The sequence below is a fragment of the Flavobacterium piscis genome, from assembly GCF_001686925.1.
In the GTDB taxonomy this organism is placed as follows: Bacteria; Bacteroidota; Bacteroidia; order Flavobacteriales; family Flavobacteriaceae; genus Flavobacterium; species Flavobacterium piscis.
Map to the genome: position 1 here is coordinate 810,529 of NZ_LVEN01000027.1, position 25,507 is coordinate 836,035.

22 protein-coding genes are annotated in these 25,507 nt (G+C 32.7%); 12 read left to right on the forward strand and 10 right to left on the reverse strand.

The window, feature by feature from the left end:
• Positions 1–6: 6 nt before the first annotated feature.
• From FLP_RS13875 to FLP_RS13890, 4 genes are all read left to right on the forward strand, one after another.
• The gene (locus FLP_RS13875) at positions 7–2,067 is read left to right on the forward strand and encodes a M1 family metallopeptidase (protein ID WP_065450074.1); all 2,061 of its coding nucleotides are present in this window, start codon (positions 7–9) and stop codon (positions 2,065–2,067) included.
• A 130-nt stretch (positions 2,068–2,197) separates the two neighbouring features.
• On the forward strand, positions 2,198–3,097 hold the full coding sequence (locus FLP_RS13880) for a patatin-like phospholipase family protein (protein ID WP_065450075.1): 900 nt from the start codon (positions 2,198–2,200) through the stop codon (positions 3,095–3,097).
• A 20-nt stretch (positions 3,098–3,117) separates the two neighbouring features.
• Positions 3,118–3,570, forward strand: coding sequence for an HAD family hydrolase (locus tag FLP_RS13885; protein WP_065450076.1), 453 nt, complete (start codon positions 3,118–3,120; stop codon positions 3,568–3,570).
• A gap of 17 nt (positions 3,571–3,587) precedes the next feature.
• Entirely contained in the window at positions 3,588–4,322 is a 735-nt protein-coding gene (locus tag FLP_RS13890; protein WP_123921673.1) for a hypothetical protein, read from the forward strand.
• Positions 4,323–4,392: 70 nt separating this feature from the next.
• Here FLP_RS13890 and FLP_RS13895 read toward each other — a convergent pair whose 3' ends face one another.
• On the reverse strand, positions 4,393–4,914 hold the full coding sequence (locus tag FLP_RS13895) for a DUF7935 family protein (RefSeq protein WP_065450078.1): 522 nt from the start codon (positions 4,912–4,914) through the stop codon (positions 4,393–4,395).
• A gap of 125 nt (positions 4,915–5,039) precedes the next feature.
• Between FLP_RS13895 and FLP_RS13900 the strand changes: the two genes are divergently transcribed.
• A complete protein-coding gene (locus tag FLP_RS13900) occupies positions 5,040–5,807 on the forward strand; it encodes a sulfite exporter TauE/SafE family protein (protein ID WP_065450079.1) in 768 nt (255 codons plus the stop codon).
• Between the two features lie 301 nt (positions 5,808–6,108).
• Here FLP_RS13900 and FLP_RS13905 read toward each other — a convergent pair whose 3' ends face one another.
• The gene (locus FLP_RS13905) at positions 6,109–8,823 is read right to left on the reverse strand and encodes a T9SS type A sorting domain-containing protein (protein ID WP_065450080.1); all 2,715 of its coding nucleotides are present in this window, start codon (positions 8,821–8,823) and stop codon (positions 6,109–6,111) included.
• 239 nt (positions 8,824–9,062) lie between these two features.
• Between FLP_RS13905 and FLP_RS13910 the strand changes: the two genes are divergently transcribed.
• The 3 genes from FLP_RS13910 (at position 9,063) to FLP_RS13920 (ending at position 13,330) form a co-directional block, all read left to right on the forward strand.
• Positions 9,063–11,399 carry an ATP-dependent helicase gene (locus tag FLP_RS13910; RefSeq protein ID WP_065450081.1) on the forward strand — a complete coding sequence of 779 codons (2,337 nt, stop codon included), beginning with the start codon at positions 9,063–9,065 and terminating at the stop codon, positions 11,397–11,399.
• Positions 11,400–11,592: 193 nt separating this feature from the next.
• Complete coding sequence (locus FLP_RS13915) at positions 11,593–12,213, forward strand: L-threonylcarbamoyladenylate synthase (protein WP_065450082.1); 621 nt, start codon at positions 11,593–11,595, stop codon at positions 12,211–12,213.
• 79 nt (positions 12,214–12,292) lie between these two features.
• A complete protein-coding gene (locus FLP_RS13920) occupies positions 12,293–13,330 on the forward strand; it encodes a carboxypeptidase-like regulatory domain-containing protein (protein WP_083195877.1) in 1,038 nt (345 codons plus the stop codon).
• A 205-nt stretch (positions 13,331–13,535) separates the two neighbouring features.
• Here the strand turns inward: FLP_RS13920 and FLP_RS13925 are convergent, their stop codons facing one another.
• The 3 genes from FLP_RS13925 to FLP_RS13935 are packed head-to-tail and all read right to left on the reverse strand — an operon-like array spanning position 13,536 to position 15,898.
• Positions 13,536–14,369 carry an OmpA/MotB family protein gene (locus FLP_RS13925; protein WP_065450084.1) on the reverse strand — a complete coding sequence of 278 codons (834 nt, stop codon included), beginning with the start codon at positions 14,367–14,369 and terminating at the stop codon, positions 13,536–13,538.
• 34 nt (positions 14,370–14,403) lie between these two features.
• The gene (locus FLP_RS13930) at positions 14,404–15,423 is read right to left on the reverse strand and encodes a glycosyltransferase family 2 protein (protein WP_065450085.1); all 1,020 of its coding nucleotides are present in this window, start codon (positions 15,421–15,423) and stop codon (positions 14,404–14,406) included.
• A 28-nt stretch (positions 15,424–15,451) separates the two neighbouring features.
• Positions 15,452–15,898 carry a type I restriction enzyme HsdR N-terminal domain-containing protein gene (locus FLP_RS13935; protein ID WP_065450086.1) on the reverse strand — a complete coding sequence of 149 codons (447 nt, stop codon included), beginning with the start codon at positions 15,896–15,898 and terminating at the stop codon, positions 15,452–15,454.
• 97 nt (positions 15,899–15,995) lie between these two features.
• Here FLP_RS13935 and holA point away from each other — a divergent pair, with 97 nt between their 5' ends.
• From holA to ettA, 3 genes are all read left to right on the forward strand, one after another.
• Positions 15,996–17,000, forward strand: a complete 1,005-nt coding sequence (holA, locus tag FLP_RS13940; RefSeq protein ID WP_065450087.1) for a DNA polymerase III subunit delta — start codon at positions 15,996–15,998, stop codon at positions 16,998–17,000.
• Positions 17,001–17,068: 68 nt separating this feature from the next.
• On the forward strand, positions 17,069–17,251 hold the full coding sequence (locus FLP_RS13945; RefSeq protein WP_035680915.1) for a CAL67264 family membrane protein: 183 nt from the start codon (positions 17,069–17,071) through the stop codon (positions 17,249–17,251).
• A 62-nt stretch (positions 17,252–17,313) separates the two neighbouring features.
• A complete protein-coding gene (ettA, locus tag FLP_RS13950) occupies positions 17,314–19,005 on the forward strand; it encodes an energy-dependent translational throttle protein EttA (protein ID WP_026985169.1) in 1,692 nt (563 codons plus the stop codon).
• 221 nt (positions 19,006–19,226) lie between these two features.
• Here the strand turns inward: ettA and FLP_RS13955 are convergent, their stop codons facing one another.
• Together FLP_RS13955 and FLP_RS13960 are read right to left on the reverse strand one after the other, a co-directional pair.
• A complete protein-coding gene (locus FLP_RS13955; protein WP_065450303.1) occupies positions 19,227–19,640 on the reverse strand; it encodes a thiol-disulfide oxidoreductase DCC family protein in 414 nt (137 codons plus the stop codon).
• Positions 19,641–20,009: 369 nt separating this feature from the next.
• Positions 20,010–22,175 carry an endonuclease MutS2 gene (locus tag FLP_RS13960; RefSeq protein ID WP_065450088.1) on the reverse strand — a complete coding sequence of 722 codons (2,166 nt, stop codon included), beginning with the start codon at positions 22,173–22,175 and terminating at the stop codon, positions 20,010–20,012.
• A gap of 132 nt (positions 22,176–22,307) precedes the next feature.
• On the opposite strand from FLP_RS13960, the gene FLP_RS13965 reads away from it, so the two are divergent.
• A complete protein-coding gene (locus tag FLP_RS13965; protein ID WP_065450089.1) occupies positions 22,308–22,973 on the forward strand; it encodes a uracil-DNA glycosylase in 666 nt (221 codons plus the stop codon).
• Positions 22,974–23,254: 281 nt separating this feature from the next.
• On the opposite strand, the gene FLP_RS13970 is transcribed toward FLP_RS13965, so the two are convergent.
• The 3 genes from FLP_RS13970 to FLP_RS13980 all read right to left on the reverse strand — a co-directional run bounded on the left by FLP_RS13970 (position 23,255) and on the right by FLP_RS13980 (position 25,425).
• Complete coding sequence (locus FLP_RS13970) at positions 23,255–23,641, reverse strand: DUF4258 domain-containing protein (RefSeq protein ID WP_065450090.1); 387 nt, start codon at positions 23,639–23,641, stop codon at positions 23,255–23,257.
• A 36-nt stretch (positions 23,642–23,677) separates the two neighbouring features.
• Positions 23,678–24,877, reverse strand: coding sequence for an alanine dehydrogenase (locus tag FLP_RS13975; RefSeq protein WP_065450091.1), 1,200 nt, complete (start codon positions 24,875–24,877; stop codon positions 23,678–23,680).
• A gap of 83 nt (positions 24,878–24,960) precedes the next feature.
• On the reverse strand, positions 24,961–25,425 hold the full coding sequence (locus tag FLP_RS13980; RefSeq protein WP_065450092.1) for a GNAT family N-acetyltransferase: 465 nt from the start codon (positions 25,423–25,425) through the stop codon (positions 24,961–24,963).
• Positions 25,426–25,507: the final 82 nt, after the last annotated feature.

Here is a 25,507-nt window from a genome sequence, read left to right on the forward strand (position 1 = left end):
TCCTCAATGAAATACATCTTTCTTTTTATCACCAGTTTCGTTTTTGCACAACAAACCCAATTTGTCGATTTTAAATCGGTTAACGGAAAATTAAAATTAAATGCCACAGAAAAATCTGTTTCTGGAATTGTCGATTACCGATTCGAGGTTTTAAAACCTATTGATACCATTAAAATCGATGCCAAAAACATGGAGTTTTCTAATGTTCAGCTTAATAATAAAGAGGTTATTTATAGTAACACCGGTAAGGAATTACAGATTGTGAATAATTTTCAGAAAGGAGAAAACCGCTTAACTTTCGAATATTCGGTGAAGCCAAAGCAGGCTTTGTATTTTATAAATATTGACAATACAGAAACTCAAATCTGGACACAAGGCCAAGGAAGATATACCAGCAATTGGTTTCCGAGTTTTGACGATGTGAACGAAAAAGTTATTTTTAGTCTCGGAATTACTTATGACAAAGAGTATCAGGTTGTTTCGAATGGAGTTTTAAAAGAAAAGAAACCTGAGGTAAATTCAATTTATTGGCAATATCAAATGGAAAAGCCAATGAGTTCTTATTTGTTGATGTTGGCCATTGGAAAATATGATAAAAAAGAATTTAAAGCAAAATCTAAAATTCCGCTAGAATATTATTTTGAGAATAAGGATGCCAGTCGTTTTGAGCCTACTTACAGATATTCAAAACGTATTTTTGATTTTTTAGAGAAGGAAATAGGAGTAAAGTATCCCTGGGAAATTTACAGAGAAATTCCAGTTCGTGATTTCTTGTATGCCGGTATGGAAAATACCACCACAACACTTTTTGCAACGCGTTACGTTGTTGATTCGATAGGTTTTACAGATCGTAATTATACGAATGTTGATGCTCACGAGTTAGCACATCACTGGTTTGGAGATTTAATTACAGCCGAAAGCAGTACACATCACTGGCTTCAGGAAGGTTTTGCAACGTACTACGCAGCAATGGCTGAAAGGGAAATTTATGGAGATGATTTTTTTTATTCGAAATTGTATGAAACGGCACAACAGATAAAATTTGCTTCAAGAACTGATTCTGTTCCGGTTTTGAATGCCAAAGCGAGTTCATTGACTTTTTACGAAAAAGGTGCGTGGGCTTTGTTTGTTTTGCATGAATCTATTGGCGATAAAGCCTTTAAAAAAGCAGTGAAAAGTTACTTAAGTAAATACGCTTATCAAACGGTAAATACACAAAATTTCTTTGACGAAATAAAAAAAGTTTCCGATTTTGATTTGGATAAATTCCAAAAAACCTGGTTAGAATCTACAGCTTTTGATACGCCAACAGCGAATGCTTTATTAAGCAAAAACAAAGTAATTCAGATTCGTTTAGAAATTGATAAATTAAAAAAAACGCCCCTGCCGGAAAAAATAGAGTTCTTAAGAAAAACTTTAGCCTCTAATATTTATGAAGCTGTAAAAGAAGCAATTGTCAATCAAATAGAAACTGAAAAGTACGAAGCTAAAAAAGAACTCCTGCTAATCGCTTTACAAACCAATAATGTGCAAGTGCGTCAAGCTGTTGCAGGATCATTGTCGAAAATTCCGGAAGATTTCAGAACAAATTACGAAAGTTTACTAGATGATAAATCCTATCAGACACAGGAAATTGCTCTGTTTTATTTATGGAAAAACTTCCCGGATCATCGAACAGACTATTTAAGCAAATCTAAAAACTGGATTGGCTTCAACGATTTTAATCTTAGAACATTATGGCTTTCATTGGCATTATCAACTCCGGATTATAGCCAGAATCCTGATGTTTTAGCGAATGAATTAATTTCATTTTCATCTACAAAATACGAGGCAACGACACGACAAAATGCACTTGAAAAGCTTATTGCCTTTAAAATAATTAACGATCAGGTTTTAAGTAACTTAGTTAATTCTACTACTCATCATATGTGGCAATTTTCAAAATACGGAAGAGATACAATACGCGTTTTATTAAAAAATTCAGAGATGCGTGCTTCGTTTGAAAGAATTTTGCCTAATTTGACCCCCGAAGAACAATTTCAGTTGAATCGTTTGTTGAAAGAATAGAATATAGATTATAGAAGAAAGAGAATAGAGTAAAGCGCAAATAAAATAGATTTTTGCGCGTAGCTTTTAGTCTTTTTTCTATATTCTATTTTCTCAAAAAAATCCAAAAACAAAACCTACAATAATATTTATGAGAGCATTGGTTATTTCTGGTGGAGGAAGTAAAGGCGCGTTTGCCGGTGGTGTAGCGCAATATTTAATAGAAGAAAAAAATCATGAATACGATTTGTTTCTGGGAACTTCTACAGGAAGTTTACTTATTCCGCATTTAGCTTTGGGACATATTAAACAAATTCACTCTATTTATACTAATGTTACAATGGGAAGTATTTTTAATATTTGTCCTTTTGTAGTTAAAACCAAGGATGGGGTTGACATTGTAACTATAAATCACTTCAATGTACTGCGTCAGTTTTTTAAAGGAAAGAGGACTTTTGGAGAGAGTAAAGGACTTAAGAAATATATTAGAAACAATTTCTCCTTATCCGATTTTAATAAATTAAAGAAGTTAAAAAATGATGTTGTCATTACGGTAACCAATTTTACCCGAAATGAATCTGAATATAAATCGATTAAAGATTGTACTTACGAAGAGTTTTGTGATTGGTCTTGGATTTCAAGTAATTACGTTCCGTTTATGAGTTTGGTAGAGAAAGACAACTTCGAATATGGCGACGGAGGATTTTCAAGTCTGGTGCCAATTCGTGAAGCGATTAACCGTGGTGCGACTGAAATTGATGTAATTATTCTGGAAACCGAAGTCAATATGAATAAGACCGTTATTGGTAAAAATCCATTTTCGTTGATGATCGATTTGTTTAGAATTGCGCTTGATCAGGTTGAAAAACACGATATTGCTATAGGAAAGCTGATGGCAAATAATAAAAACGTGAAACTTAACTTATATTACACTCCAACAAAACTAACAGATAATGCCTTGATTTTTAATAAGGAAGTAATGAAAGAATGGTGGGAGCAAGGTTATGAATATGCTCAGAATAAGTCTGAGGTTATGAGTGATAATAGGTAATTTTAGCTTGACAATGATTTATGATAATATCTTTTGACCTTGATGACACTTTAATCTCAAATAAGTTTGAAGCAGAAAAATCAAATTGGTTTCATCAATTTTTGGGTGCCGAAAGTTTGCGAAAAGGAACGATACATTTGTTTAAAGAATTAAAAAAACAAAATCATAAAATTTATATTTACACCACTTCGTACAGAAGTGAATCCAGGATAAAATGGATGTTTTATTCTTACGGAATATCTGTTGATTTTATAATAAACCAGCAAAGGCATCAAAAGAGGCTTCGTAAAAAAGATGTTTATTACTCAAAATTTCCTCCGATATTTAATATTGATATTCATGTAGATGACTCAATTGGTGTTGAAAGAGAAGGTGAAAAATATGGTTTTAAAACTATAATCATTTCTGAAACTGATGATAATTGGACTGAGACAATTTTGAAAGAAATAAATTTAAAAATACAATGTATATAGGCAAAATCTTGAAAAACATGAAAAACATAATTGTATTCTTTCTTTTCTTTTTTGCATTAAATGCATTCAGTCAGAATAAAATATGCAGAAGTGCTATTTGGGATAATTCGGAATTATTTCAAATAAATAAAGTAGACAAGTACACAAGTTATAATTTTTCAAGTTTGTGGAATGCAACTGAAAACAATGCTGTTTATGGCGTTATAGGAGATAATTATCAAAGAATATTCATAAAGTTTACATCCGTTAAAAGAAACGAAAAAGATAAAACAGAATATATTGTTCAGGGAAAGTCAAGTGTCAAATCGAATATTTGTGATTTTACAGGCACAATAACCATCGTAAAAATACAAGAACTTAAAAAGCCAAAATTTGGCGTTGATGATGAATATAAAAATGCGAGTATAAAAAGCCAGGGATTACTCACTGCTAGTTATAAATTTGTTGAAAATAAAAAACAAAAAAATACGGGTGAATTTCATGGAAAACTACAAACCATATTTTATATTGATCAACATAATTTAGCCAAATACAATGACATTGAAAGTTACAGAGATAACTATTTTAATAATGTATTTGTTGGTATATGGAAATCTAATACTACCGGAAAAGATAAAATTTGCAACTGGGGAGATTATAGAGTTCCCAATGTAAATTGCGATTTTGATAGTGGAGCGGGAGAACTCAGTATCTCTCAAAAATACTTAAAAAATGGATGGAATGTTAAGCCAAAACAAAACTGGTGGAAATAAAAACAATTGCAGAGTTCAGATTTTAGATTGACAAAGCATAATCTAAAATCTGAATTCTAAAATTAAAATTCTACCACAACTCAGATACCTCATTTTTAATATAAGCTAAAGCAGCATTACTTGGTGATTGTTTCTCTAACAAATCATTCAAAATTACTTCGCGCAATTTATCACCGCTGTCTACACGATCACTCATGGCAGCTTTTCGGATGATTTGAATGGTAGAGTTTTTGGCTGTTGCAATAATCGTCCAGCATTCATCAGACATATAAATTTGCTGCGTTAGATTGTGTTCGAATTCCTGTTCGATCTGGTCGATTAGAAAGTTTTCGTAATCGTGTTTTTCGTTTGATATTGGCGCAATTCTGATCAATAATTTAGTCAGATTGATACGTTCCAAATATAAAGTCATGCGTTCGTAAGCCTGTAAGCGTATTGGTAAAGACTGTTTTTGATATTCTCTATTCAATAAAAAAGCACGTTTTTTATCATTGTTTTTGATGTGCAATTCAAAAAAACGGTATGCTACAAATCCGGTAACAATGGCAGGTAAAGTATAACTGGCTAATTCTATAATTCTATTAAAATCCATTTGGTTCAAATTTCCAACAAAAATATACTTTTTGGGGAGAAATCCACTTTAAAATTATTGTAATAAATAAAAATGGAATTCTATTTTTGTAAAGATTTTTTAAAACCGCCTGAAACACAATAATAATGGATTCATACATCATATTTTTTCTTTGTTTAGCTGCATTTGCAGCCGGATTTATTGATGCAATTGTTGGCGGAGGAGGATTGATTCAAACTCCAATGGGATTGATTTTATTGCCCAATTTACCCGTTTCGACAGTTATAGGAACTTTGAAAATTCCTGCCTTCAGCGGAACAGCTTTTGCAGCTTTTCAATACATGAAAAAAGTAGTAATTCAATGGAAGCTGCTTTTGATCATGATGTGTCTGGCAGTTCCTTCGGCATTTTTAGGATCTACTATATTAACATTAGTTAGTAATGATTTTATGAAACCGCTTTTATTGGTCGTTTTATCCTTATTATTTGTTTACACTTACGCGAAAAAGAATTTTGGTCAACATGTAGCCAAAGATTATTCTGCAACAACACAAATATTTTATGCTGTGGTAATTAGTATCATTGTTGGTTTTTACGATGGATTTATTGGGCCGGGAACGGGAAGTTTTTTTGTGGTTGCTTTTATTGCTCTTTTAGGTTTTGACTTCCTGCACGCATCTGCGAACGCTAAAATGGTAAATCTGGCAACGAATTTTGGTTCAATTTGTTTGTTTATGATCAAAGGAAAAATCATTTGGTCAATTGCAATTCCAATGGCAATCAGCAACGGATTTGGCGGATGGCTGGGTGCAAAGCTAGCCATTAATAAAGGAAATGGTTTTATCAGGATTTTCTTTTTGATCGTGGTTGTAGGTACGTTGATTCGCTTTGCTTATGATGTTTTTTATAAATAAAGATGCTAAGGCACTAAGATTCTAAGCTTCTAAGTTTTTAGCTAATTACTTAAAAAGAAAATTTCATAAATTATTTGTCTTCTCAATTAAATTCAAAAAAAACTTAGCATCTTAGAATCTTTGTAACTCAGCAACTTTCTTAAAAAAGCCAATTGTTTCTAATTTAGCCCCGATAGAGGCGGTATCCTCGTAGTGAAACGGAGAGATATAGCCGAAAGCGGGAACTATGTTTCTTAAAAAGCCAATTGCCGTGCTCCTTATAATGTGACGGCAATTGGCTTGAAATATTTATTGTTTTTCTCTAAATTTTGATCGTTTTGATAATTGCAACTTTCTCCTGAGCATGTATTTTTACAAAATAAAAACCTGAAGTTAAAGATGTAAAATCAATTTTAAGATTGTTATTACTGTATGTATTGCTTAATAAAAGCTGTCCAGCTAAATTGTAAACTTCTACCTTGGTTATTTCTTCACTATTCGATATTGTATAAAAATCTTTTACAGGATTTGGATAGGTTACTAAATTGGGAAGTTCGTGTTTTTTAGTGTCTAAAGTAGCAGAATAAGCGGTGACGGGTAATCTGTAGCTGCTTTCTGTGCCATTAATGGTTTGCGATGCATAATAGGTCATTCCGTTGACCAATAAGGTAGATGGAGGAAGTACCGTTTCAGGAAGATTGGTTCCTTTTTTTGTAATCGTATTATTTATACCACAAGCGCTCTGAACGGCGTACCAATTGATATTAGTTCCTTCAATTTTAAGATCGGCCAAAGTTTGTCCGTTTGTAAAAGGCTGAAATACTTCGCCAGCAGGATTTGGATTTGAAGGTGTATTTGATGTTTTATAGCGAACGATGCCATTTTTATTGACGTCTCCAATGTTAGTAATATAGCCATAAAACAATACATCTTCGCAATTTTGAATTTCAAACTCGTTGGTAGTATTGTAGTCTACGGTGTTTAGCAATGTTCCTTCTGAACTAAAAGTTAATTTTTTTGTTGAGCTTGAAGTTAAAAATAAACTGATTTCGCCGTTTTCGTAGTAATTAAATTTATTGAAATTTCCCTTGGCAAAGGAATAAGATGTAAACGAAGCATCTGTAGAACCGTCAGAATTTAATCTGGTTAGCAAAAGGTTGTTGTTTATTGCCAATATTTTACCATCACTTAATTCTTTTATTCTATACAGGAGTAAATTACCTGATTTAAAAGAGGAATCTGTAGTTCCGTTTTCGTTTAATTTTAAAACCGGAAAATATTTATAATCATATGTATTCTGTAAAAAAGAAATTAAGACTTTATTATCAGATAATGTAGTGATTTTTATTGGTTTGTGGAAAAAACTGGCTTTGTAATTGGTATCTAAAGAACCGTCTGAATTAAGCTGAATGACATTGTATGAATAGTAATTTCCTATTTTTTTTGTAAAAAGACCGCTTTCTCCTATAATTAAAAATTTTCCGTTATTTAAAATTTTTATATCTTTTATAACAGCTGTTCCAATATTATCAAAAGTATTATCTTTTGGACTGAAATTGAAACTATTATCGATGCTTCCGTCATTATTTAATCGAATGATACTTGTTCCTTTACCATTTGCTGAAATACCGCCGTTGTGCAGTAAGATTATCTTTCCATCATTTTGCGGAATGATGGTGTAATCACTTTGTGATATTTCGGCATTTATTTTTACGGCGGGATCTAAAGTAAAAGTAGGGTCAAATTCTCCGTTTTGATTAATTCGGCATATATTTCGGGCTGGTTTATCATTATAAGTAGAAAAATCTCCGGCTAATAAAATTTTTTGATCCAACAGTGTTTTTGCAGTAAATGGATATGAGGTTTTACTGTTTTGCTCATCAAAAAATAAATTTGGGCCTGAATGCGGATTAAATGTGAAATCGAAACTTCCGTCAGCATTTATTCTATGAATTCTTGATCTTGTTATTCCTTCACTATTTTTATAATTACCGGTAACGACTATTTTATTCCCTTGAAAGAATAATTTACCTTCTGTGTAGAATAAAGGGGCAGAATTTGAATAATTAAAAGTAGTATCTGTTGTTCCATCCGTATTTAAACGAATTAAAGCGGGACCACTTTTTGCAAGGAGGATAATTTTATTGTCGCTTTGCAAATATACCCTGGTTAGATTTGGAGTCTGACTGTCGAATCTTTTAAAAGATGTATCTCTTGTACCATCAGCATTCAAGCGTACTATTTGGTAAGAAAAGGTTTTGCCATTTTCTACAAAATTACATCCAACAGCTATGATTTTTCCGTCGGGCTGTACTGCTATATCCTCAATTAAGCTATTGTTATCGGTTTCAAAACCATTAGTGACATATTTTTGCACAGGATCAATCGTGGTCTTTACTTTAAAGCTGGGATCGTTTTTTCCGGTAGCAAGATAGCGGTATATAGTAGTTCGACTTGTGGTAACTGATTTTCCATCACTTAATAGTATTAATTTATTACCTCCTGATTCTAATTTGAAAGTAGAATCAAGACTTCCGTCCGGATTTAAACGTATCATACCTCCCGTGTAAACATCATTTGTCATATCGAATGCACCATTAATAATAAGTTTTCCGTCATCCTGATAAATTATATTTTTTACCTGTACAGGATTACTATTAACATTTTTTAAAGTAGTAGTAGGAAAAACGGAATTAAGGGTTCCATTTGCATTGAAGGCTCTTACTATGCCACCATATGCAAGTGTGATAAACGCACCATCTGATTTGGCAATTATTTGAATTTCGTTTACTGAATAAGAATCAGTGGTATTAAATGTTCTAACAGGGCTTCCGTCAGGATTTAAAAGCATTGCATTATATCTGCTGCCACTTTCAAAAACAGTTAGAATTTTATTGTCAGGAAGAACAACAGCATCATAACCAATATTTTGTTGGTATATTCCTGTATCCTTGACATTAAAGGTAGGATCAAGCTCTGGATTTTGAGCAAATAATTTAAAACTAAGCAGAAAGAATAAAAAGTAGTTTTTTTTCATAAATTGTTTTTAGAATTGTATTCAAAATTAAGTTTTTATTCCAATTAATCTTATGTTTTGTATAAAATTTTTGGGTTATTGTCAGCTCTCTAAAACATTGGTATTTTTAAGATAAATTCTAAAACAGCTTTGTTGCAGCTTTGAAGAGATTAAATTTTTTGGGTTTAAAGTTGCTTCTTTGGTGTTAGTTTATTCATTCATAAATTCTTATTTTTGCAGTAATTATGGAGAAAAATTTCATGCAAAAATACATTGACCAGCTCAATGAAGCACAGAGACAGCCTGTTTTGAAGAAAGACGGGCCAATGATTATTATTGCTGGTGCAGGTTCAGGAAAAACCCGTGTTTTAACTATTAGAATTGCTTATTTGATGGCGCAGGGTGTTGATGCTTTCAATATTTTGTCACTTACGTTTACGAACAAAGCTGCTCGTGAGATGAAACACAGGATTTCGGATATTGTGGGTGCATCTGAAGCAAAAAATCTTTGGATGGGAACTTTTCACTCGATTTTTGCCCGTATTCTTCGAGCAGAATCAGATCATTTGGGATACCCGTCTAATTTTACGATTTATGATTCTCAGGATTCAGCGAGACTGATTTCTTCTATTATTAAAGAAATGCAGCTCGATCGTGATATCTATAAGCCAAAACAGATTTTAGGTCGTATATCCAGTTATAAAAATAGTTTGATTACGGTAAAGGCCTATTTTAATAATCCTGAATTGGTAGAGGCCGATGCAATGGCAAAACGACCGCGTTTAGGAGAAATTTATCAGCAATATGTTGAGCGTTGTTTTAAGGCAGGAGCAATGGATTTTGATGACTTATTGTTGAAAACCAATGAATTATTAACCCGTTTTCCAGAAGTTTTATCAAAGTACCAAAACCGTTTTCGTTATATACTGGTTGATGAGTACCAGGATACGAATCACTCTCAGTATTTGATTGTTAGGGCTTTATCTGATAAATTTCAGAATATTTGCGTGGTAGGTGATGATGCACAGAGTATTTATGCTTTCCGAGGGGCGAATATTAATAATATTTTGAATTTCCAGAAAGATTATGAAGGCGTAATCATGTTTCGTCTGGAGCAAAATTACCGTTCGACGAGAAATATTGTTGAAGCGGCAAATACTGTAATGGAACATAACAAGACCAAACTGGATAAAGTAGTTTGGACAGCCAATGATTTTGGACAAAAAATTAAAGTGCATCGCAGTTTGACCGATGCCGAAGAAGGTCGTTTTGTAGCAAGTACCATTTTTGAACAAAAAATGATGAATCAGCTGCATAATGGTTCTTTTGCTATTTTGTACCGTACGAATGCGCAGTCGCGTGCGATGGAGGATGCTTTGCGTAAAAGAGATATTCCGTATCGTATTTATGGTGGATTATCATTTTACCAACGTAAGGAAATTAAAGATGTTTTGTGTTATTTACGTTTGGTTATTAATCCAAAAGACGAAGAAGCACTAGTTCGTGTGATCAATTATCCAGCTCGTGGAATTGGAGATACAACAGTTGAAAAACTAACAATCGCTGCCAATCATTACAAACGCTCGATTTGGGAAGTGATGGTGAATATTGATAAAATCGATTTAAAATTAAACACAGGAACAAAGAATAAAATCAATGATTTTGTTACGATGATTCAGAGTTTTCAGGTGATTGATCAAAATCAGGATGCTTTTTATATCACGGATTATGTGGCTAAAAAAACCGGATTAGTTCAGGAATTAAAAAAAGATGCCACTCCGGAAGGAATGGCTAAGATTCAGAATATCGAAGAACTTTTAAATGGTTTAAAAGATTTTACTGAAGGACAAAAAGAAATTGATGGAGCAAGAGGAGCTTTATCTGAATTTATGGAAGATGTAGCGCTTGCAACTGATTTAGATAAAGATACATCTGATGAAGATCGCGTGGCATTAATGACGATTCACCTAGCAAAAGGACTGGAATTTCCTCATGTTTTTGTAGTAGGTATGGAAGAAGATTTGTTTCCGAGTGCGATGAGTATGAATACCAGAAGCGAATTAGAAGAAGAACGTCGTTTATTTTACGTAGCTTTAACTCGTGCAGAACATCAGGCTTATTTAACTTATGCACAATCGCGTTACCGTTGGGGGAAATTGACAGATAGCGAACCATCGCGTTTTATTGAAGAAATTGACGGACAATATTTGGAATATTTAACTCCAGCCGAAACGAATTACCGTTATAAATCACCTATTGACGGGGATATTTTTGGAGATATTGATAAATCGAAGTTAAGACTGGCAAAACCTATTGGATCAACGCCACCGAAACACGTTACGGACAATCAGCCAAAACCTGATTTGAACATTCGTAAATTAAAACCTGTTGCCGGCAATAATCCTAATAGTGCTGCACCTAATTTATTCGATAATTCGTTAACTATTGGAAATGTCGTGATGCACGAACGTTTTGGAAAGGGTGAAGTGGTGAATTTAGAAGGTGTTGGAGCTGATAAAAAAGCCGAAATAAAATTTGAAGTTGGTGGAATCAAGAAATTGTTGCTAAGATTTGCTAAATTAGATGTTATTGGTTAAAAAAAAGTTTCAGTTTTCAGGTTGCTCTGCGTTGAACATAATTTAAACGCAAGTTTGAAAGCCAGTACTTAAAAATGTAAAACTTTGCGCTCTTAGCGTAAATCCTTGAGAACTTTGCGGTTAAGAATAAAGATGTAGACGTGAAACCTGAAACAAAGTAAAGCTCAAACAATTAAAAAACAAAAATTAAAAAATGGCTGAGTTCATAAAAATATATCCAGATAAACCCAGTGAAGCTGCTATTGCCAAAGTGGTCAAAGTACTTCAAAATGGAGGTTTAGTAATTTATCCAACAGATACCGTATATGGTTTAGGTTGTGATATTACCAATTCGCGTGCTTTAGAGAAAATTGCCAAAATAAAAGGAGTGAAATTAGAGAAAGCAAATTTTTCCTTTATTTGTCATGATTTGAGCAATCTTTCAGACTATGTACGTCAGATCGATACGGCTACATTTAAGATTTTAAAAAGAGCATTACCAGGTCCTTACACTTTTATTTTGCCGGGAAATAATAATTTACCAAAAGAGTTTAAAAAGAAAACCACTGTAGGTATTCGTGTTCCGGATAACAATATTGCATTAGAAATTGTTCGTCAACTAGGAAATCCTATTGTTTCAACTTCTATTCGTGATGAAGATGATGTAATAGAATATACTACAGATCCGGAATTGATTTTTGAAAAATGGCAAAATATTGTTGATCTTGTTATCGATGGAGGTTACGGAGACAATGTAGGTTCGACGATTATAGATTTATCAGAACATGAGCCCGTTATAATACGAGAAGGAAAAGGAGATATAGATATTTTGTAAGAATAATTTATAAAATATTTAGGATAATATAAAAAGGTTTGGTTAATTAGCTAAAAATTAACCAAACCTTTTATTTTTTATGAAAAAACTTTATCTTTTTGCGTTTCTGTTTGCATCTATTACTATGTTTTCACAAAACATTTTAAAAGGTAAAATTTTAGGTAAAGACAATATCCCTTTAGAAGGAGTCAATATTTATTTTGACGGTACTACATTTGCAACCATTTCAGATGCAGCCGGAAATTATTCTATAACATATGAAGCCAATACCAATGGTGTTTTGGTAATAAGTTTCATGGGATACGAAAGAGAATACCTTACTGCTTTGGATCCTTCTAAACCCTTAAATGTTAGACTTACAATTTCTAAAAATCAACTTAAAGAAGTTGTTGTTAACCAAAAAGAACTGTTTACCAGAGCTCAGAAATTAAAAATATTTAAAGAATATTTTTTAGGCAAAACTAATAATGCAAAATTTTCTGTAATAAATAATGAAGATGATATTAAGTTCAGGTATGACAAGAAAAAATTAATTTTGACCGCTTCATCTAATAAACCTTTGATTGTAATTAATAGCTCTTTAGGTTATAAAATTAATTATGAATTAGCAGGATTTGAAATTACATTTGATAAAATCAGTATGAATTCCAAAGATGTAGTTAATAACTTTTATCAGGGAGTGAGCCGTTTTGAGGAAGTTAACAATGCTGCAGAAATTTTAGAACGCAGAGAAAAAGCTTTTCAAGGTTCGCAGGTTCAGTTTTTCAGGAATTTAGCAAATAAGGATTGGGGGCAAGAGAAATTTTTATTGTTTAATGATACTCATAATCTTGATCCAAATGCACGTTTTTCAATTAGTAAAGAAGATGATATTGTAAAAGTAAAAATTCTTCCTCAACGAAAAGGAGAAATGAAAAACGAAGAAAATATAAAAGATATAGTGGCATCTTATAATGTTACATTTAATAATAACGAATCATCCAAAATAGTTTTCCTCACAGATAGTTTTTATATTTATAAGTACGGTAATAATTCAAATATTAATGATATACTTTTTTTAGGCAAAATTGGAGAAAAGAAAGTAGGTGATTTATTACCTTTAAATTATGGTATGTAGTGCATGTGGCGTATTTGTAAATAAATACTTAAATCATATAAAAGTTAAAAAATAATAACTAACTTTAGATTAGTTAAAATTTAGTTAGTTTAAAGATAATGCTATTCTTAATTTATATTTAATTGGTTATTAAAAAAGTTAAGGATACATAAAAGCAGGTCAATTGACCTGCTTTTTCTGTTTAATAAAGTATGTAAAAACGAGATTATTTCGCTTGTTTCTTCATTTCTTTTTCAATCATATCATAAAATTGATCGATTTTTGGCATAACCACAATACGAGTTCTTCTGTTACGAGCTTTGTCCTCTTGAGTATCATTAGCAACTAATGGTACATAAGAACTTCTACCAGCTGCGATTAATTTTGCAGGGTTCACACCAAGATCATTTGTTAATACACGTACAATAGATGTAGAACGTTTAACACTTAAATCCCAGTTGTCTAGCAAAATTCCGTTGCTTTTGTAAGGAACGTTATCTGTATGACCTTCAACCATACATTCGAAATCTGGTTTGTCGTTTACTACTTTTGCAACTTTAGCTAAAACACCTTTAGCTTTGTCAGTTACATCATAGCTACCGCTTTTAAATAATAATTTGTCTGCGATAGAAATAAATACAACACCTTTTTCTACATTGATTTCGATATCCGGATCATTAATTCCAACAGCTCCTTTTAAGCTTGTAACCAATGCTAAAGTTACACTGTCTTTTTTAGTTAATGCATCCTGAAGTCTAGATATTTTTAAATCCTTTTCTTTTAAACTTTCTAAAGATTTTTCAAGATTTTCAGCTCCTTTAGTTGTTAATACAGTTAAGTCTTTAGAAGTGCTTATTAAATCTTGATTATGTTGTTTATAGCTTTCTGCTGTAGCTGCTAATCCTGCTTTTTCCTCTAAACAAGCATTTAGTTTTACGGTGCAAGAGTTTAATAAATCTTGTGTTTCTTTGTTCTTAGCTTCTAAAGCTGCGTATTGCTTTTTCGATACACACGAAGTTAAGGCCATTAATACTGATAGTGCAATTACTATTTTTCTCATAGTTATTATATTTAATTAAACGTTGATTACAAATTTAGTTTTTAATATTTTGATTACTGTTAAAGATTTCTTTAAATACGGACAGTTTCTTTATGTAATACAGGAAAACGATACTTTTTACAGTATAGTATTGCTGTATCTGAAAATCTTTTCGCTTACGCAGATATTTTAAAGATATACAATAAAATGAAAAATGCGCTTTCAAAATAGCAAAAGCATGCTCAAATTTTCCTTGTGTTAAAAAACGGATACTGGCAATACCGTCTAAAACCATTCTAAAGAAAATGACAAAAAATAACCCTTTTTTAGGTAAATTTTTGACAAGCATTAACAATGAATTTCTAAAATTCAAGTATGTTTTTTTGGGATTTCCTTGTTGTAAGGTTGCGCCGCCAACATGATAAACAACTGATCCTGAATTGTATTTAATTATGTGTCCTTCGTTTGCAGCGCGCCAGCACAAATCTATTTCTTCCTGATGTGCAAAAAAGCTTTCGTCAAAACCTCCTAATTCATGATAGACTTCGCTTCTTATAAAAAAACAAGCACCGGAAGCCCAGAATAGCTCACAATTATCATTGTACTGACCATTATCTTTTTCGATAGTGTCAAAAATGCGGCCACGGCAAAACGGAAAGCCAAATTTATCAATGAATCCGCCTGCAGCGCCGGCGTATTCAAAATATTCTTTGTTTTTAAAATCAAGAATCTTGGGCTGGATTATAGCTGTTTGTTTTTCTTTATCGAAAGTTTCAATAATTGGATTTAGCCAATTTTCAGTTACCTCGATGTCTGAATTTATTAACGCATAAATTTCGGCATCAATATGTTGTAAAGCATCATTATAGCCTTTTGCAAAGCCATGATTGCCGCTATTTACAACTATTTTAATTGTGGGAAAATTTTGTCTGATAAAATTTATAGAATCATCTGTTGAAGCATTATCAGCAACATATATTGGGGTTCCTTCCGAAAATTGAACGACAGAAGGTAAAAATTGCTCTAACAATTTTACGCCGTTCCAATTTAAAATGACAACTGCAATTTTATCCAAAAGTAACTTTATTTATTTTTAATACTATTTATTCTTTATAGTCCGGTAAGTTTCTTAGAAACTCATATTTTTCATTCTCAAAATCCATTTGACAATAAAAATGACTTAGACCATTCGTCACATTCAAAAACCGTGCCTGCATTGTCATATTATAACGTGCAATTTGATCAAAAGTTGCCTGAGAAATTTTTACGCCAGGTGCTTTACATTCTACTAATATATGTATAGAACCATCGGTATTAAAGACAACAACATCGTATCTTTTTCGTAATCCGTTGACTGTTAAAACTTTTTCAACATTGATTAGTGATTTAGGGTATTTTTTTTCATCGATTAAATAATGAACAACATGCTGGCGAACCCATTCTTCTGGGGTAAGAATGATAAATTTTTTCCTGATTTCATCGAAAATGGACACTTTATTTTCGCTATTTTTGAATCGGAAAGTATATGATGGAAAATTTAATTGCTGCATAGGGCAAAAATATAAAATAGTTTCAGGTTTCAGGTTTAAAGTTTCAACTTATTGAAGCGAGAACGTGAAACCTGAAACTTTAAACAAAAATATTTGAATGGACGAAGTTGTAAAAATTGTTAATGATATTAAAGCCGGAAATATAAAACCTATTTATTTTTTAATGGGCGAAGAGCCTTATTATATTGATAAATTATCAGAATATATAGAACAAAATGTCCTGTCTGAAGAAGAAAAAGGATTTAATCAAACCGTATTATATGGTAGGGATGTTACTGTAGAGGATATTGTTTCAACGGCCAAGCGCTATCCTATGATGTCTGACCGTCAGGTTGTTATTGTGAAAGAAGCACAAGACTTATCAAGAACAATTGATAAAATAGAGTCGTATGTGAATAATCCTATGGAGTCTACGGTGTTGGTTTTCTGCTACAAATACAAAACACTCGACAAGCGTAAAAAAGTAACTAAATTATTAGCCCAAAACGGAATTGTATACGAAAGTAAAAAACTATACGAAAACCAGGTTGGAGATTGGATAAAACGTGTACTTGCGGGGAAAAAATACACAATCGACCCAAAAGCTAATGCAATGTTAGTAGAATTTCTAGGTACAGACTTGAGTAAAATCAACAATGAGCTGGAAAAATTACAGATTATTTTGCCACAAGGATCGTTAATTACACCACAACATATCGAGGAAAATATAGGTTTTAGTAAAGATTATAATGTTTTCGAACTTCGAAAAGCAATTGGTGAACGCAATCAGTTAAAAGCCTACAAAATAGCGGAGAATTTTGCTCATAATCCTAAAGAATATCCATTGGTAATGACTACGGGATTGGTTTTTGGTTTTTTTATACAGCTCTTAAAATACCACGGACTTAAGGATAAAAATCCTAAAAATGTAGCTGCAGCAATTGGCGTAAATCCTTATTTTCTGAAAGAATATGACTTAGCCATAAAAAATTACCCAATGCGAAAAGTGAGTCAAATAGTGGGAGCACTGCGAGATGTAGATATTAAAAGTAAAGGTGTAGGTGCAAATGCTTTACCTCAGGCGGATTTATTAAAAGAAATGCTGTACAAAATATTTAATTAAGCCGTGAAAATTCACGATATTTGCATCTCTAAAAAAAATACTACTTTTAAAATAATAATTACACAATTATGGGAATGAATAAAAATACCGTTTTAGGATGGGCTACTTTTATAATGGTACTTATGGGATTGTTACTTATAGGTCTTGGCGCTTTTAGATACAGAGATGTTTCTGGTTGGGGATTCGTAGCCGTTGGGGTTGGTTTTTTTGCCAATGCCTGGGTTTTTAATGCTTTAAAAGGAAGAGTTTAGCAAAATTTAATTGCGATATAAAATCAATAAAAAATAATTAATTAAAATAAAAAATATAAAAAATGTCAGACGATAAGAAAGTAATTTTCTCAATGCAGAAATTGAGTAAAACCTATCAGGGAGCAGACAAACCAGTGCTTAAAAACATTTATTTAAGTTTCTTTTATGGAGCTAAAATTGGTATTTTAGGTTTAAACGGTTCAGGAAAATCTTCTTTATTAAAAATTATTGCCGGAGTAGATAAAAATTATCAAGGTGATGTTGTCTTTCAACCAGGCTATACTGTTGGTTATTTAGAGCAAGAACCAATTCTTGATGATTCTAAAACCGTGATCGAAATTGTTCGTGAAGGAGCTGCAGAAACTATGGCAGTTTTAGAAGAATACAATCAAATTAATGATTTATTCGGTCTAGAAGAAAACTATTCCGATCCTGATAAAATGGATAAGTTAATGGATCGTCAGGCAGCTTTGCAGGATAAAATTGATGCTCTTGGTGCTTGGGAAATCGATACAAAACTAGAAATCGCAATGGATGCTTTGCGTACTCCGGAAGGAGATACGCCAATCAAAAACCTTTCAGGAGGAGAGCGTCGTCGTGTAGCTTTATGTCGTTTGTTATTGCAACAGCCTGATGTATTGTTACTTGATGAGCCTACCAACCACCTTGATGCTGAATCTGTCCTTTGGTTAGAACAGCACTTGGCACAATATGCAGGAACTGTAATTGCGGTAACGCACGATAGATATTTCCTTGATAATGTTGCAGGTTGGATTTTAGAGTTGGATAGAGGAGAAGGTATTCCGTGGAAAGGAAATTATTCTTCTTGGTTAGATCAAAAATCTAGTCGTATGGCACAAGAAGAAAAAGTAGCTTCAAAACGCAGAAAAACGTTAGAGCGTGAGTTGGACTGGGTACGTCAGGGAGCTAAAGGTCGTCAAACGAAACAAAAAGCACGTTTACAAAACTACGACAAGTTATTAAACGAAGATCAAAAACAACTGGATGAAAATCTGGAAATCTATATCCCGAACGGTCCGCGTTTAGGAACCAATGTTATTGAAGCTAAAAATGTAGCCAAAGCTTTTGGAGATAAATTATTGTATGATAATTTAAACTTCACTTTGCCACAAGCCGGAATTGTTGGAATCATCGGACCAAATGGTGCTGGTAAATCCACCATCTTCAAAATGATTATGGGCGAGCAAGCTACGGATAGTGGAGAATTTTCAGTTGGAGAAACTGTAAAAATAGCTTACGTAGATCAATCTCACTCTAATATTGATCCGAATAAATCAATCTGGGAAAATTTTGCCGACGGTCAGGAATTGATTATGATGGGAGGAAAGCAAGTAAATTCCAGAGCTTATTTATCACGTTTTAACTTTGGTGGAGGAGAGCAAAACAAGAAAGTTTCAATGCTTTCCGGTGGAGAACGTAACCGTTTACACTTAGCAATGACTTTGAAAGAAGAAGGAAACGTACTTTTACTGGATGAGCCAACGAATGATTTAGATGTAAATACACTTCGTGCATTGGAAGAAGGTTTAGAGAATTTTGCTGGTTGTGCCGTTATTATCTCGCACGACAGATGGTTCTTAGATAGAATTTGTACGCACATTCTGGCTTTCGAAGGAGATTCTGAAGTTTATTATTTCGAAGGAGGTTTCTCTGAATACGAAGAAAATAAAAAGAAACGCTTAGGTGGTGATTTAACTCCGAAACGTTTGAAATACAGAAAGTTGATTAGATAATATTCTAGTTAAAATTCAATTTTAAAATCCCAAATTCCAATTTAAAAACTGGAGTTTGGGATTTTTTTTGTAGTAGTTTGTCATTTCGACGAAGGAGAAATCCTCGTTAGAAGCTCTATAAAGATTGGATTCTCGTTGCGGAATTACTTGCGAGGATTTCTCCTTCGTCGAAATGACCATATTGAGATAATTTGAATTTGGTATTTATAAATTGGAGTTTTTTAAAGAAACTTAGTCTTCAATTCCGGAGTTGGAATCATGCAACTCTCTTTTTTGCCATACCATTTGTAGCGATTTTTAGCAATGTAATCGTAAATATAGTTTCGTAGTTTTTCCGGGAATATTTTTAAAATTGAAATCAAACTGTAAATTCCTCCAAGTTCTTCTGCAATTTCAATAGCTGCTGAAGATTTAAAATAATAAGCAACGCCAGGATTATAAAAAACAATGCTGTCAATTTTATTTTGATCAACCCCAATATATTTACAAATTTCATTTCCCAATTCTGATTGCAAAGCCACAAAACGAAAAATATCTTTTTTATCATTTTTGATGACAAACTGAACTGCGTTGTTGCATAAATTGCAAACACCGTCGAATAGGATTATTTTTTTATTTGGAGGAAAGCTTTGCATTGATTGATTTTCAAGTTTAAGTTTTTTTGTCATTTCGACGAAGGAGAAATCACACCAGAAACTCCTCAATCAAAATCGTCTATCATTGTTGATTTTCGATTGTGATTTCTCCTTCGTCGAAATGACAAGATTGTGGTTATTCTTTTTTTTTAATAATTCTTTATTATTGATTTTTATTATCGAAACACACTGTTTTATAAATTTTTTAAATCAAAGACAGCCTTCATAAATTGTATAGAATTAGTTTTTATAAAAAAATCATCTTCCTAATCGTATTTTTTAAAATATTACCTTAAAAGGCTTTATTTTAATTATAGAGATTTTTCATCATAATTTTGAACCTGAAAACTGCCACTGCGACTGAAAAACTTATTTCTTTCCAGCTTCTACAAATTCCAATTCATCCAGACTTACTTTCGAAGTAAAAATTCCGTAATTTACTGTTGCTTTATTTTTTTCTATTGAATCTATGCTTCCAACAGATCTTCCGTCGAGCATTCGTACTCTGTCACCAACTTTTAAAATTGGTTTTGGTTTTTCGACAACAGGCTTCAATTTCTTTTCTTTTTTCTCTTTTCGGATTTCTTCAACCTGAACGGATACTTCTGCGATCACTTCTTTTTTCTTTTCGATTATGGCTTTCGCTTCTTTTGGAGTTGCTTTTTTGCGTTTTGAATTTTCAATTTCTATGATTTTCAAAAATTCTCCAATTAATTCTTTTTTGTTTTTATTGTTGAAATATTTCTCAGAGATATCTTCAATTTTCTGACCAATGTAAATTGTCTTTTGGTTGCTATCATACAATTCCTGATAGCTTTCCAGTTTTTGTTTGATTTTTACATTGATGTTTTCCATCTTTTTACTTTCCTCTCGCGCACGAGTTTCTTCTTCTTTAAGATTTATAGAAGTTTTTTCTAGCTTCGATCTTTCTTTCTGAAGAGTAGCAATGGTTTTGTCAAAGCGAACTTTACCCACTTCGATTTTCTTTTTCGCACGATTAATCAATCCGAAGGGAATACCATTTTTTAATGCAACCTCAAAAGTAAATGAACTTCCGGCTTGGCCAAGAGCTAACTTATACATAGGTTCTAATGATTTTTCATCAAACATCATATTTGCATTGTTAGCAAAAGGCAATTCGTTTGCCAAAATTTTCAAGTTTGAATAATGTGTTGTAATGATTCCGAAAGCTTCACGATGATAAAATTCTTCCAGGAAAATTTCAGCCAAAGCGCCACCCAATTCAGGATCAGAACCTGTACCAAACTCATCAATCAAAAACATAGTTTTCTTATTACATTTCTTTAAAAAGTAATTCATGTTTTTTAATCGGTAACTATAAGTACTCAAATGATTTTCAATAGATTGATTGTCTCCAATGTCTGTAAGAATTCTATCGAATAAGAAAGTTTCGCTACGCTCGTGAACAGGAATCAGCATCCCGGATTGCAACATCAACTGCAATAAACCAACTGTTTTAAGCGAAATAGTTTTTCCTCCGGCATTTGGTCCTGAAATTACAATGATTCGGTTATCTTGTTTTAATTCAATGGTTTGCGGATGGGTAACTTCGTTTTTTTGTTTGTTATTCAAATACAAAATTGGATGATATGCTTCTCTAAAAAACAATCTTCTTTCTTCTGTAATGGTTGGCAGGATTCCGTTGATTCTGTTGGCGTATTTTGCTTTTCCGGCAACAACATCAATATCACTTAAAAACTCCTGATATTCAATTAGTAAAGGTAAATACGGACGAATTTGATTCGACAATTGTTTTAAAATTCTGGTAATTTCTTCTTTTTCTTCGTACTCAAGATTGGCAAGTTCTCTGGAATATTGCAAAGTTGCTTCCGGCTCGATATAAGCTATACTTCCAGTTTTAGAACTTCCCAAAATTGAGCCTTTTACCTTACGGCGATACATGGCTAAAACCGCTAAAACTCTACGATTTTGCACGAAACTTTCTTTAATATCGTCCAAATAACCAAGGCTATTATTATGAGAAAGAGCAACTCCAAAACTTTGGTTTACTTTACCGCGAACAATATTCATATTCTGACGGATGCTTAATAATGCAGGCGAAGCGTTATCTTTTATTTCTCCGTATTTATCTACAATTGCATCGATAAAAGTTACAATATCTTTAGTATATTCAACTCTTGAAGCTCTTGCGTTTAAATTAGGATAATAATCATCAAACTTTTTAAGGAAATTCAACAAGAAATTTGCTGTTGATGAAAGTGTTGCAATTTTTCTAAAACTTCCTACTTCAAGAAAACTATCTTCGATTGCCAGAAATTTAATTTCATGAGTAATCGCGTCAAATCCGTGATTAGGAATGGCGTTATTATTTTCGAAAGATGAAACGTACTCTGATGTTTGCATTAAAGCCTGCATCAAAGTTTCTTTATCTCTAAATGGTGTTATTTCTAAAGCTTTTTCTTTTCCAATGTCTGTATTGCAGCCAGCCGAAATAGTTTCGAGCACTGTTGGAAATTGTAAATCTTGTAATGTTTTTTCGGTAATGGATATCATTTATTTTCTTTAACAAAGTACACGCAAAAGTACGAAAACATTACTATTCAATTCTATAAAGTTTATATCTAAATTTATGATTGGTAAATATGATTTAAATAAAAAAATCCTGAAATTCGCATAAAAAAAGATATGGATGTAAAAATGCATGATTCCTGGAAACCGGTTTTAAAGGAAGAATTTGAAAAATCATATTTTACTGAATTAATTGATTTTGTAAAATCAGAATATACAACTAAGGTTTGTTATCCAAAAGGGAATCAGATTTTTTCAGCTTTTGATCATTGTCATTTTGATCAGGTCAAAGTTGTAATTATAGGTCAGGATCCCTATCATGGGCCTAATCAGGCAAACGGATTATGTTTTTCTGTAAACGACGGGATTTCGTTTCCGCCATCCCTTCAAAATATTTTTAAAGAAATCGAAACCGATTTGAATATACCAATTCCTAAAACAGGAAATTTAGAACGTTGGGCAGATCAGGGTGTTTTTCTTTTAAATGCTACTTTAACCGTTAGGCAATCAGAAGCAGGAAGCCATCAGGGAAAAGGTTGGGAAAAATTTACAGATGCTGTAATAAAACAAATTTCGGCTAATAGTAAAGATGTTGTTTTTTTATTGTGGGGAGGTTTTGCTCAGAAGAAAGCTGCGCTAATCGATGCCTCAAAACATCATATTTTAAAATCAGGACATCCATCTCCTTTAAGTGCCAATAGAGGTTTTTGGTTTGGAAATAAACATTTTAGTCAGGCAAATACTTTTCTGAAATCAAAAGGACTGAAAGAAATTGAATGGTAAAACAATAATTCCACAAATTTTTACTAATTATCAATCTTGATTTCTATAATCTTGTCATTTCTGACGAACGAGAAATCTTCGCAATTAACTCCGGAACCAGAATCAAGGTTTTGTCGAGCTTCTCGCGAAGATTTCTCCCTTCGATCGAAATGACAACTAGACGAAAATATTCTTATGAAAATGATTGTCTTAGCCCCGATAGAAGTGGAAATCCTTTTTTATTTTTTCTTTAAAATAAAAAAGATTGGAACGGATAGCGGGATTAGCTCCTGATAAAAAAATTACTTTTCCAGAGGTTTCTTTACAATCTCGTCTAAAACAGCTTTGTTTTCGTAGTTAATTACTTTAAGGATAATCTCTTGGTTTTTAACTGTTTTTCCTTCAATAATGTAAAGTTTTCCTTTTTTGAAAGGAACATTACTCTGGTCAAAATCAACATCGCCAAATTTCAAGGTATTTTTAATATCGGCGGTATCGATCCATTTTTCATTTAAAGTCTGAACTGCTTTTTCAGAATACTGGAAAGGTTTTGTACGTAAACTATTTAAAACACGGGCATTTGGAAAATAGTTGCAACGGGTATCTTTTCCGCTAAAAACGAGGGCTACAAAAAAGCATCCCATAACCAAACCAATCAGATAATAAGCAAAACGATGTACGAACTTCATGAAATAAAATTTTTGCAAAGGTACACTAAAGTTCCCTTAAAATACAAGTAAATTGATGTCGTTATCGGGTAAATCAAACCATTCGCCAATTGCTTTGTTGGTTAAAATTCCGTGATACAGGTAAATTCCGTTTTTTAAACCTTTATTGCATCTTATCGCACTTTCTAAACCTCCGTCTTCTGCTATTTGAAGTAAATATGGAGTTAGTATGTTACTTATTGATAATGAGGCTGTTTTAGAATATCGGGATGGTATATTAGGAACGCAATAATGTAAAACATTACTCTTTATAAAAGTTGGTTTTTCATGAGTGGTAACTTCTGAGGTTTCAAAGCAGCCTCCGGTATCGATACTTACATCCACAATAACAGCACCTTTTTTCATGTGCTCTACCATCGTTTCTGTCACTATAATCGGACAACGCTCTTTTCCGCGCATGGCCCCAATAGCAACATCGCAACGTCTTAGCGCTTTTAGTAACGCTTTTTGCTGCACTGTAGAAGTAAAGATTCTTTGATTTAGATTATTTTGTAAACGACGCAACTTTGTAATTGAATTGTCAAAAACTTTTACATTTGCTCCCAAACCAATAGCGGTTTTAGCAGCAAATTCTCCTACTGTTCCAGCTCCTAAAATTACAACTTCGGTAGGAGGGACGCCGGTAATGTTTCCAAATAAAAGTCCTTTTCCAAACTCATCTGTAATCATCAATTCGGCAGCAATAAGTATTGAGGCTGTTCCTGCGATTTCGCTTAGCGATTTTACAGCAGGATAAGATCCGTCTTCATCTTTTATATATTCAAAAGCAAGTGCAGTAATTTTTTTCTGCGCTAAGGCCTCGAAGTATTCTTTCTTTTTGGTTTTTAACTGAATAGCCGAAATAATAATCGTCTCCGGATTGATCATTTTAATTTCTGCTATAGTAGGAGGTTCTACTTTTAGCAGCATTGGGCATCCAAAAACTTTTTTGGTATCTTTTGTTACTTCAGCTCCCGCGTCAGAATATTCTTTATCAGAATAACTGGAACTTTCTCCCGCTCCGGATTCAATCATTACGCGATGACCTTCATAAGTCAAGGAGTTGACAGCATCTGGAGTTAAGCAAATACGACGTTCCTGATAACTCGTTTCTTTAGGAATCCCTATAAAAAGTTCTCTTTTGAATCGGCCAACTTCAAGTTTTTCTTCTTGTGGCAACAATTGTTGTTTCGTAAATGGAGTTAAGGTGATTGACATGGGTTGTGCGAAAATTAAGAGTACAAATTACGTAAAAAGTTTTAAAATCAATGTAAAAATTCTGGTAATACTATATGATGAAATTAATGCATAATTTTTTCCATTTTAATATCGGCCCTTTCATAACTTACATTTCCTAAAGGAACTTCTATAAAACCGAATTTTTCATACAAATGAATTGCAGGCAGTAATTTTCGGTTCGAATATAAAATGAGTTTTTTTATGTTGTTTTTTTCGGCTACAGCCAAACAATGAATTAGTAATTGATTGCCAACTCCCAGGCCTTGCGCTTTATCTGAAACGGCCATTTTGCTTAATTCAAATGTGTCATGATCAATTTTTATTAAAGAAACTGTACCGATAATTTCACCTTTATATTTAGCGTAGAAAATCAATCCGCCTTTGTCGATAATTTCTTCTTGCGGATTAGAAAGTACTATTTCATCTTGTTCCTCAACTTTAAAATATTTTTGAAGCCATTCTTTATTTAAGGTTTTGATTGGCTCTTTTGATTCTGCTGAAAAGGGAATAATTTCTACGGTAGTCATTTATATATGTATATTTTTTCACAGAGATTCACGAAGATTTCGCAAAGTCACAAAAAGAATTATTATAAGATCTTTGTGAAAT

What these genes read in the sequence shown, in the direction of transcription:
- FLP_RS13895 (WP_065450078.1), bottom strand. Translation starts at nt 4,914, where the DNA reads ATGGATTTTAATAGAATTATAGAATTAGCCAGTTATACTTTACCTGCC.
- FLP_RS13885 (WP_065450076.1), top strand. Translation starts at nt 3,118, where the DNA reads ATGATAATATCTTTTGACCTTGATGACACTTTAATCTCAAATAAGTTT.
- FLP_RS13945 (WP_035680915.1), top strand. Translation starts at nt 17,069, where the DNA reads ATGGGAATGAATAAAAATACCGTTTTAGGATGGGCTACTTTTATAATG.
- FLP_RS13915 (WP_065450082.1), top strand. Translation starts at nt 11,593, where the DNA reads ATGGCTGAGTTCATAAAAATATATCCAGATAAACCCAGTGAAGCTGCT.
- FLP_RS13875 (WP_065450074.1), top strand. Translation starts at nt 7, where the DNA reads ATGAAATACATCTTTCTTTTTATCACCAGTTTCGTTTTTGCACAACAA.
- FLP_RS13955 (WP_065450303.1), bottom strand. Translation starts at nt 19,640, where the DNA reads ATGCAAAGCTTTCCTCCAAATAAAAAAATAATCCTATTCGACGGTGTT.
- FLP_RS13890 (WP_123921673.1), top strand. Translation starts at nt 3,588, where the DNA reads ATGAAAAACATAATTGTATTCTTTCTTTTCTTTTTTGCATTAAATGCA.
- FLP_RS13980 (WP_065450092.1), bottom strand. Translation starts at nt 25,425, where the DNA reads ATGACTACCGTAGAAATTATTCCCTTTTCAGCAGAATCAAAAGAGCCA.
- FLP_RS13920 (WP_083195877.1), top strand. Translation starts at nt 12,293, where the DNA reads ATGAAAAAACTTTATCTTTTTGCGTTTCTGTTTGCATCTATTACTATG.
- FLP_RS13965 (WP_065450089.1), top strand. Translation starts at nt 22,308, where the DNA reads ATGGATGTAAAAATGCATGATTCCTGGAAACCGGTTTTAAAGGAAGAA.
- FLP_RS13880 (WP_065450075.1), top strand. Translation starts at nt 2,198, where the DNA reads ATGAGAGCATTGGTTATTTCTGGTGGAGGAAGTAAAGGCGCGTTTGCC.
- FLP_RS13925 (WP_065450084.1), bottom strand. Translation starts at nt 14,369, where the DNA reads ATGAGAAAAATAGTAATTGCACTATCAGTATTAATGGCCTTAACTTCG.
- ettA (WP_026985169.1), top strand. Translation starts at nt 17,314, where the DNA reads ATGTCAGACGATAAGAAAGTAATTTTCTCAATGCAGAAATTGAGTAAA.
- FLP_RS13900 (WP_065450079.1), top strand. Translation starts at nt 5,040, where the DNA reads ATGGATTCATACATCATATTTTTTCTTTGTTTAGCTGCATTTGCAGCC.
- holA (WP_065450087.1), top strand. Translation starts at nt 15,996, where the DNA reads ATGGACGAAGTTGTAAAAATTGTTAATGATATTAAAGCCGGAAATATA.
- FLP_RS13970 (WP_065450090.1), bottom strand. Translation starts at nt 23,641, where the DNA reads ATGAAGTTCGTACATCGTTTTGCTTATTATCTGATTGGTTTGGTTATG.
- FLP_RS13905 (WP_065450080.1), bottom strand. Translation starts at nt 8,823, where the DNA reads ATGAAAAAAAACTACTTTTTATTCTTTCTGCTTAGTTTTAAATTATTT.
- FLP_RS13910 (WP_065450081.1), top strand. Translation starts at nt 9,063, where the DNA reads ATGCAAAAATACATTGACCAGCTCAATGAAGCACAGAGACAGCCTGTT.
- FLP_RS13935 (WP_065450086.1), bottom strand. Translation starts at nt 15,898, where the DNA reads ATGCAGCAATTAAATTTTCCATCATATACTTTCCGATTCAAAAATAGC.
- FLP_RS13975 (WP_065450091.1), bottom strand. Translation starts at nt 24,877, where the DNA reads ATGTCAATCACCTTAACTCCATTTACGAAACAACAATTGTTGCCACAA.
- FLP_RS13960 (WP_065450088.1), bottom strand. Translation starts at nt 22,175, where the DNA reads ATGATATCCATTACCGAAAAAACATTACAAGATTTACAATTTCCAACA.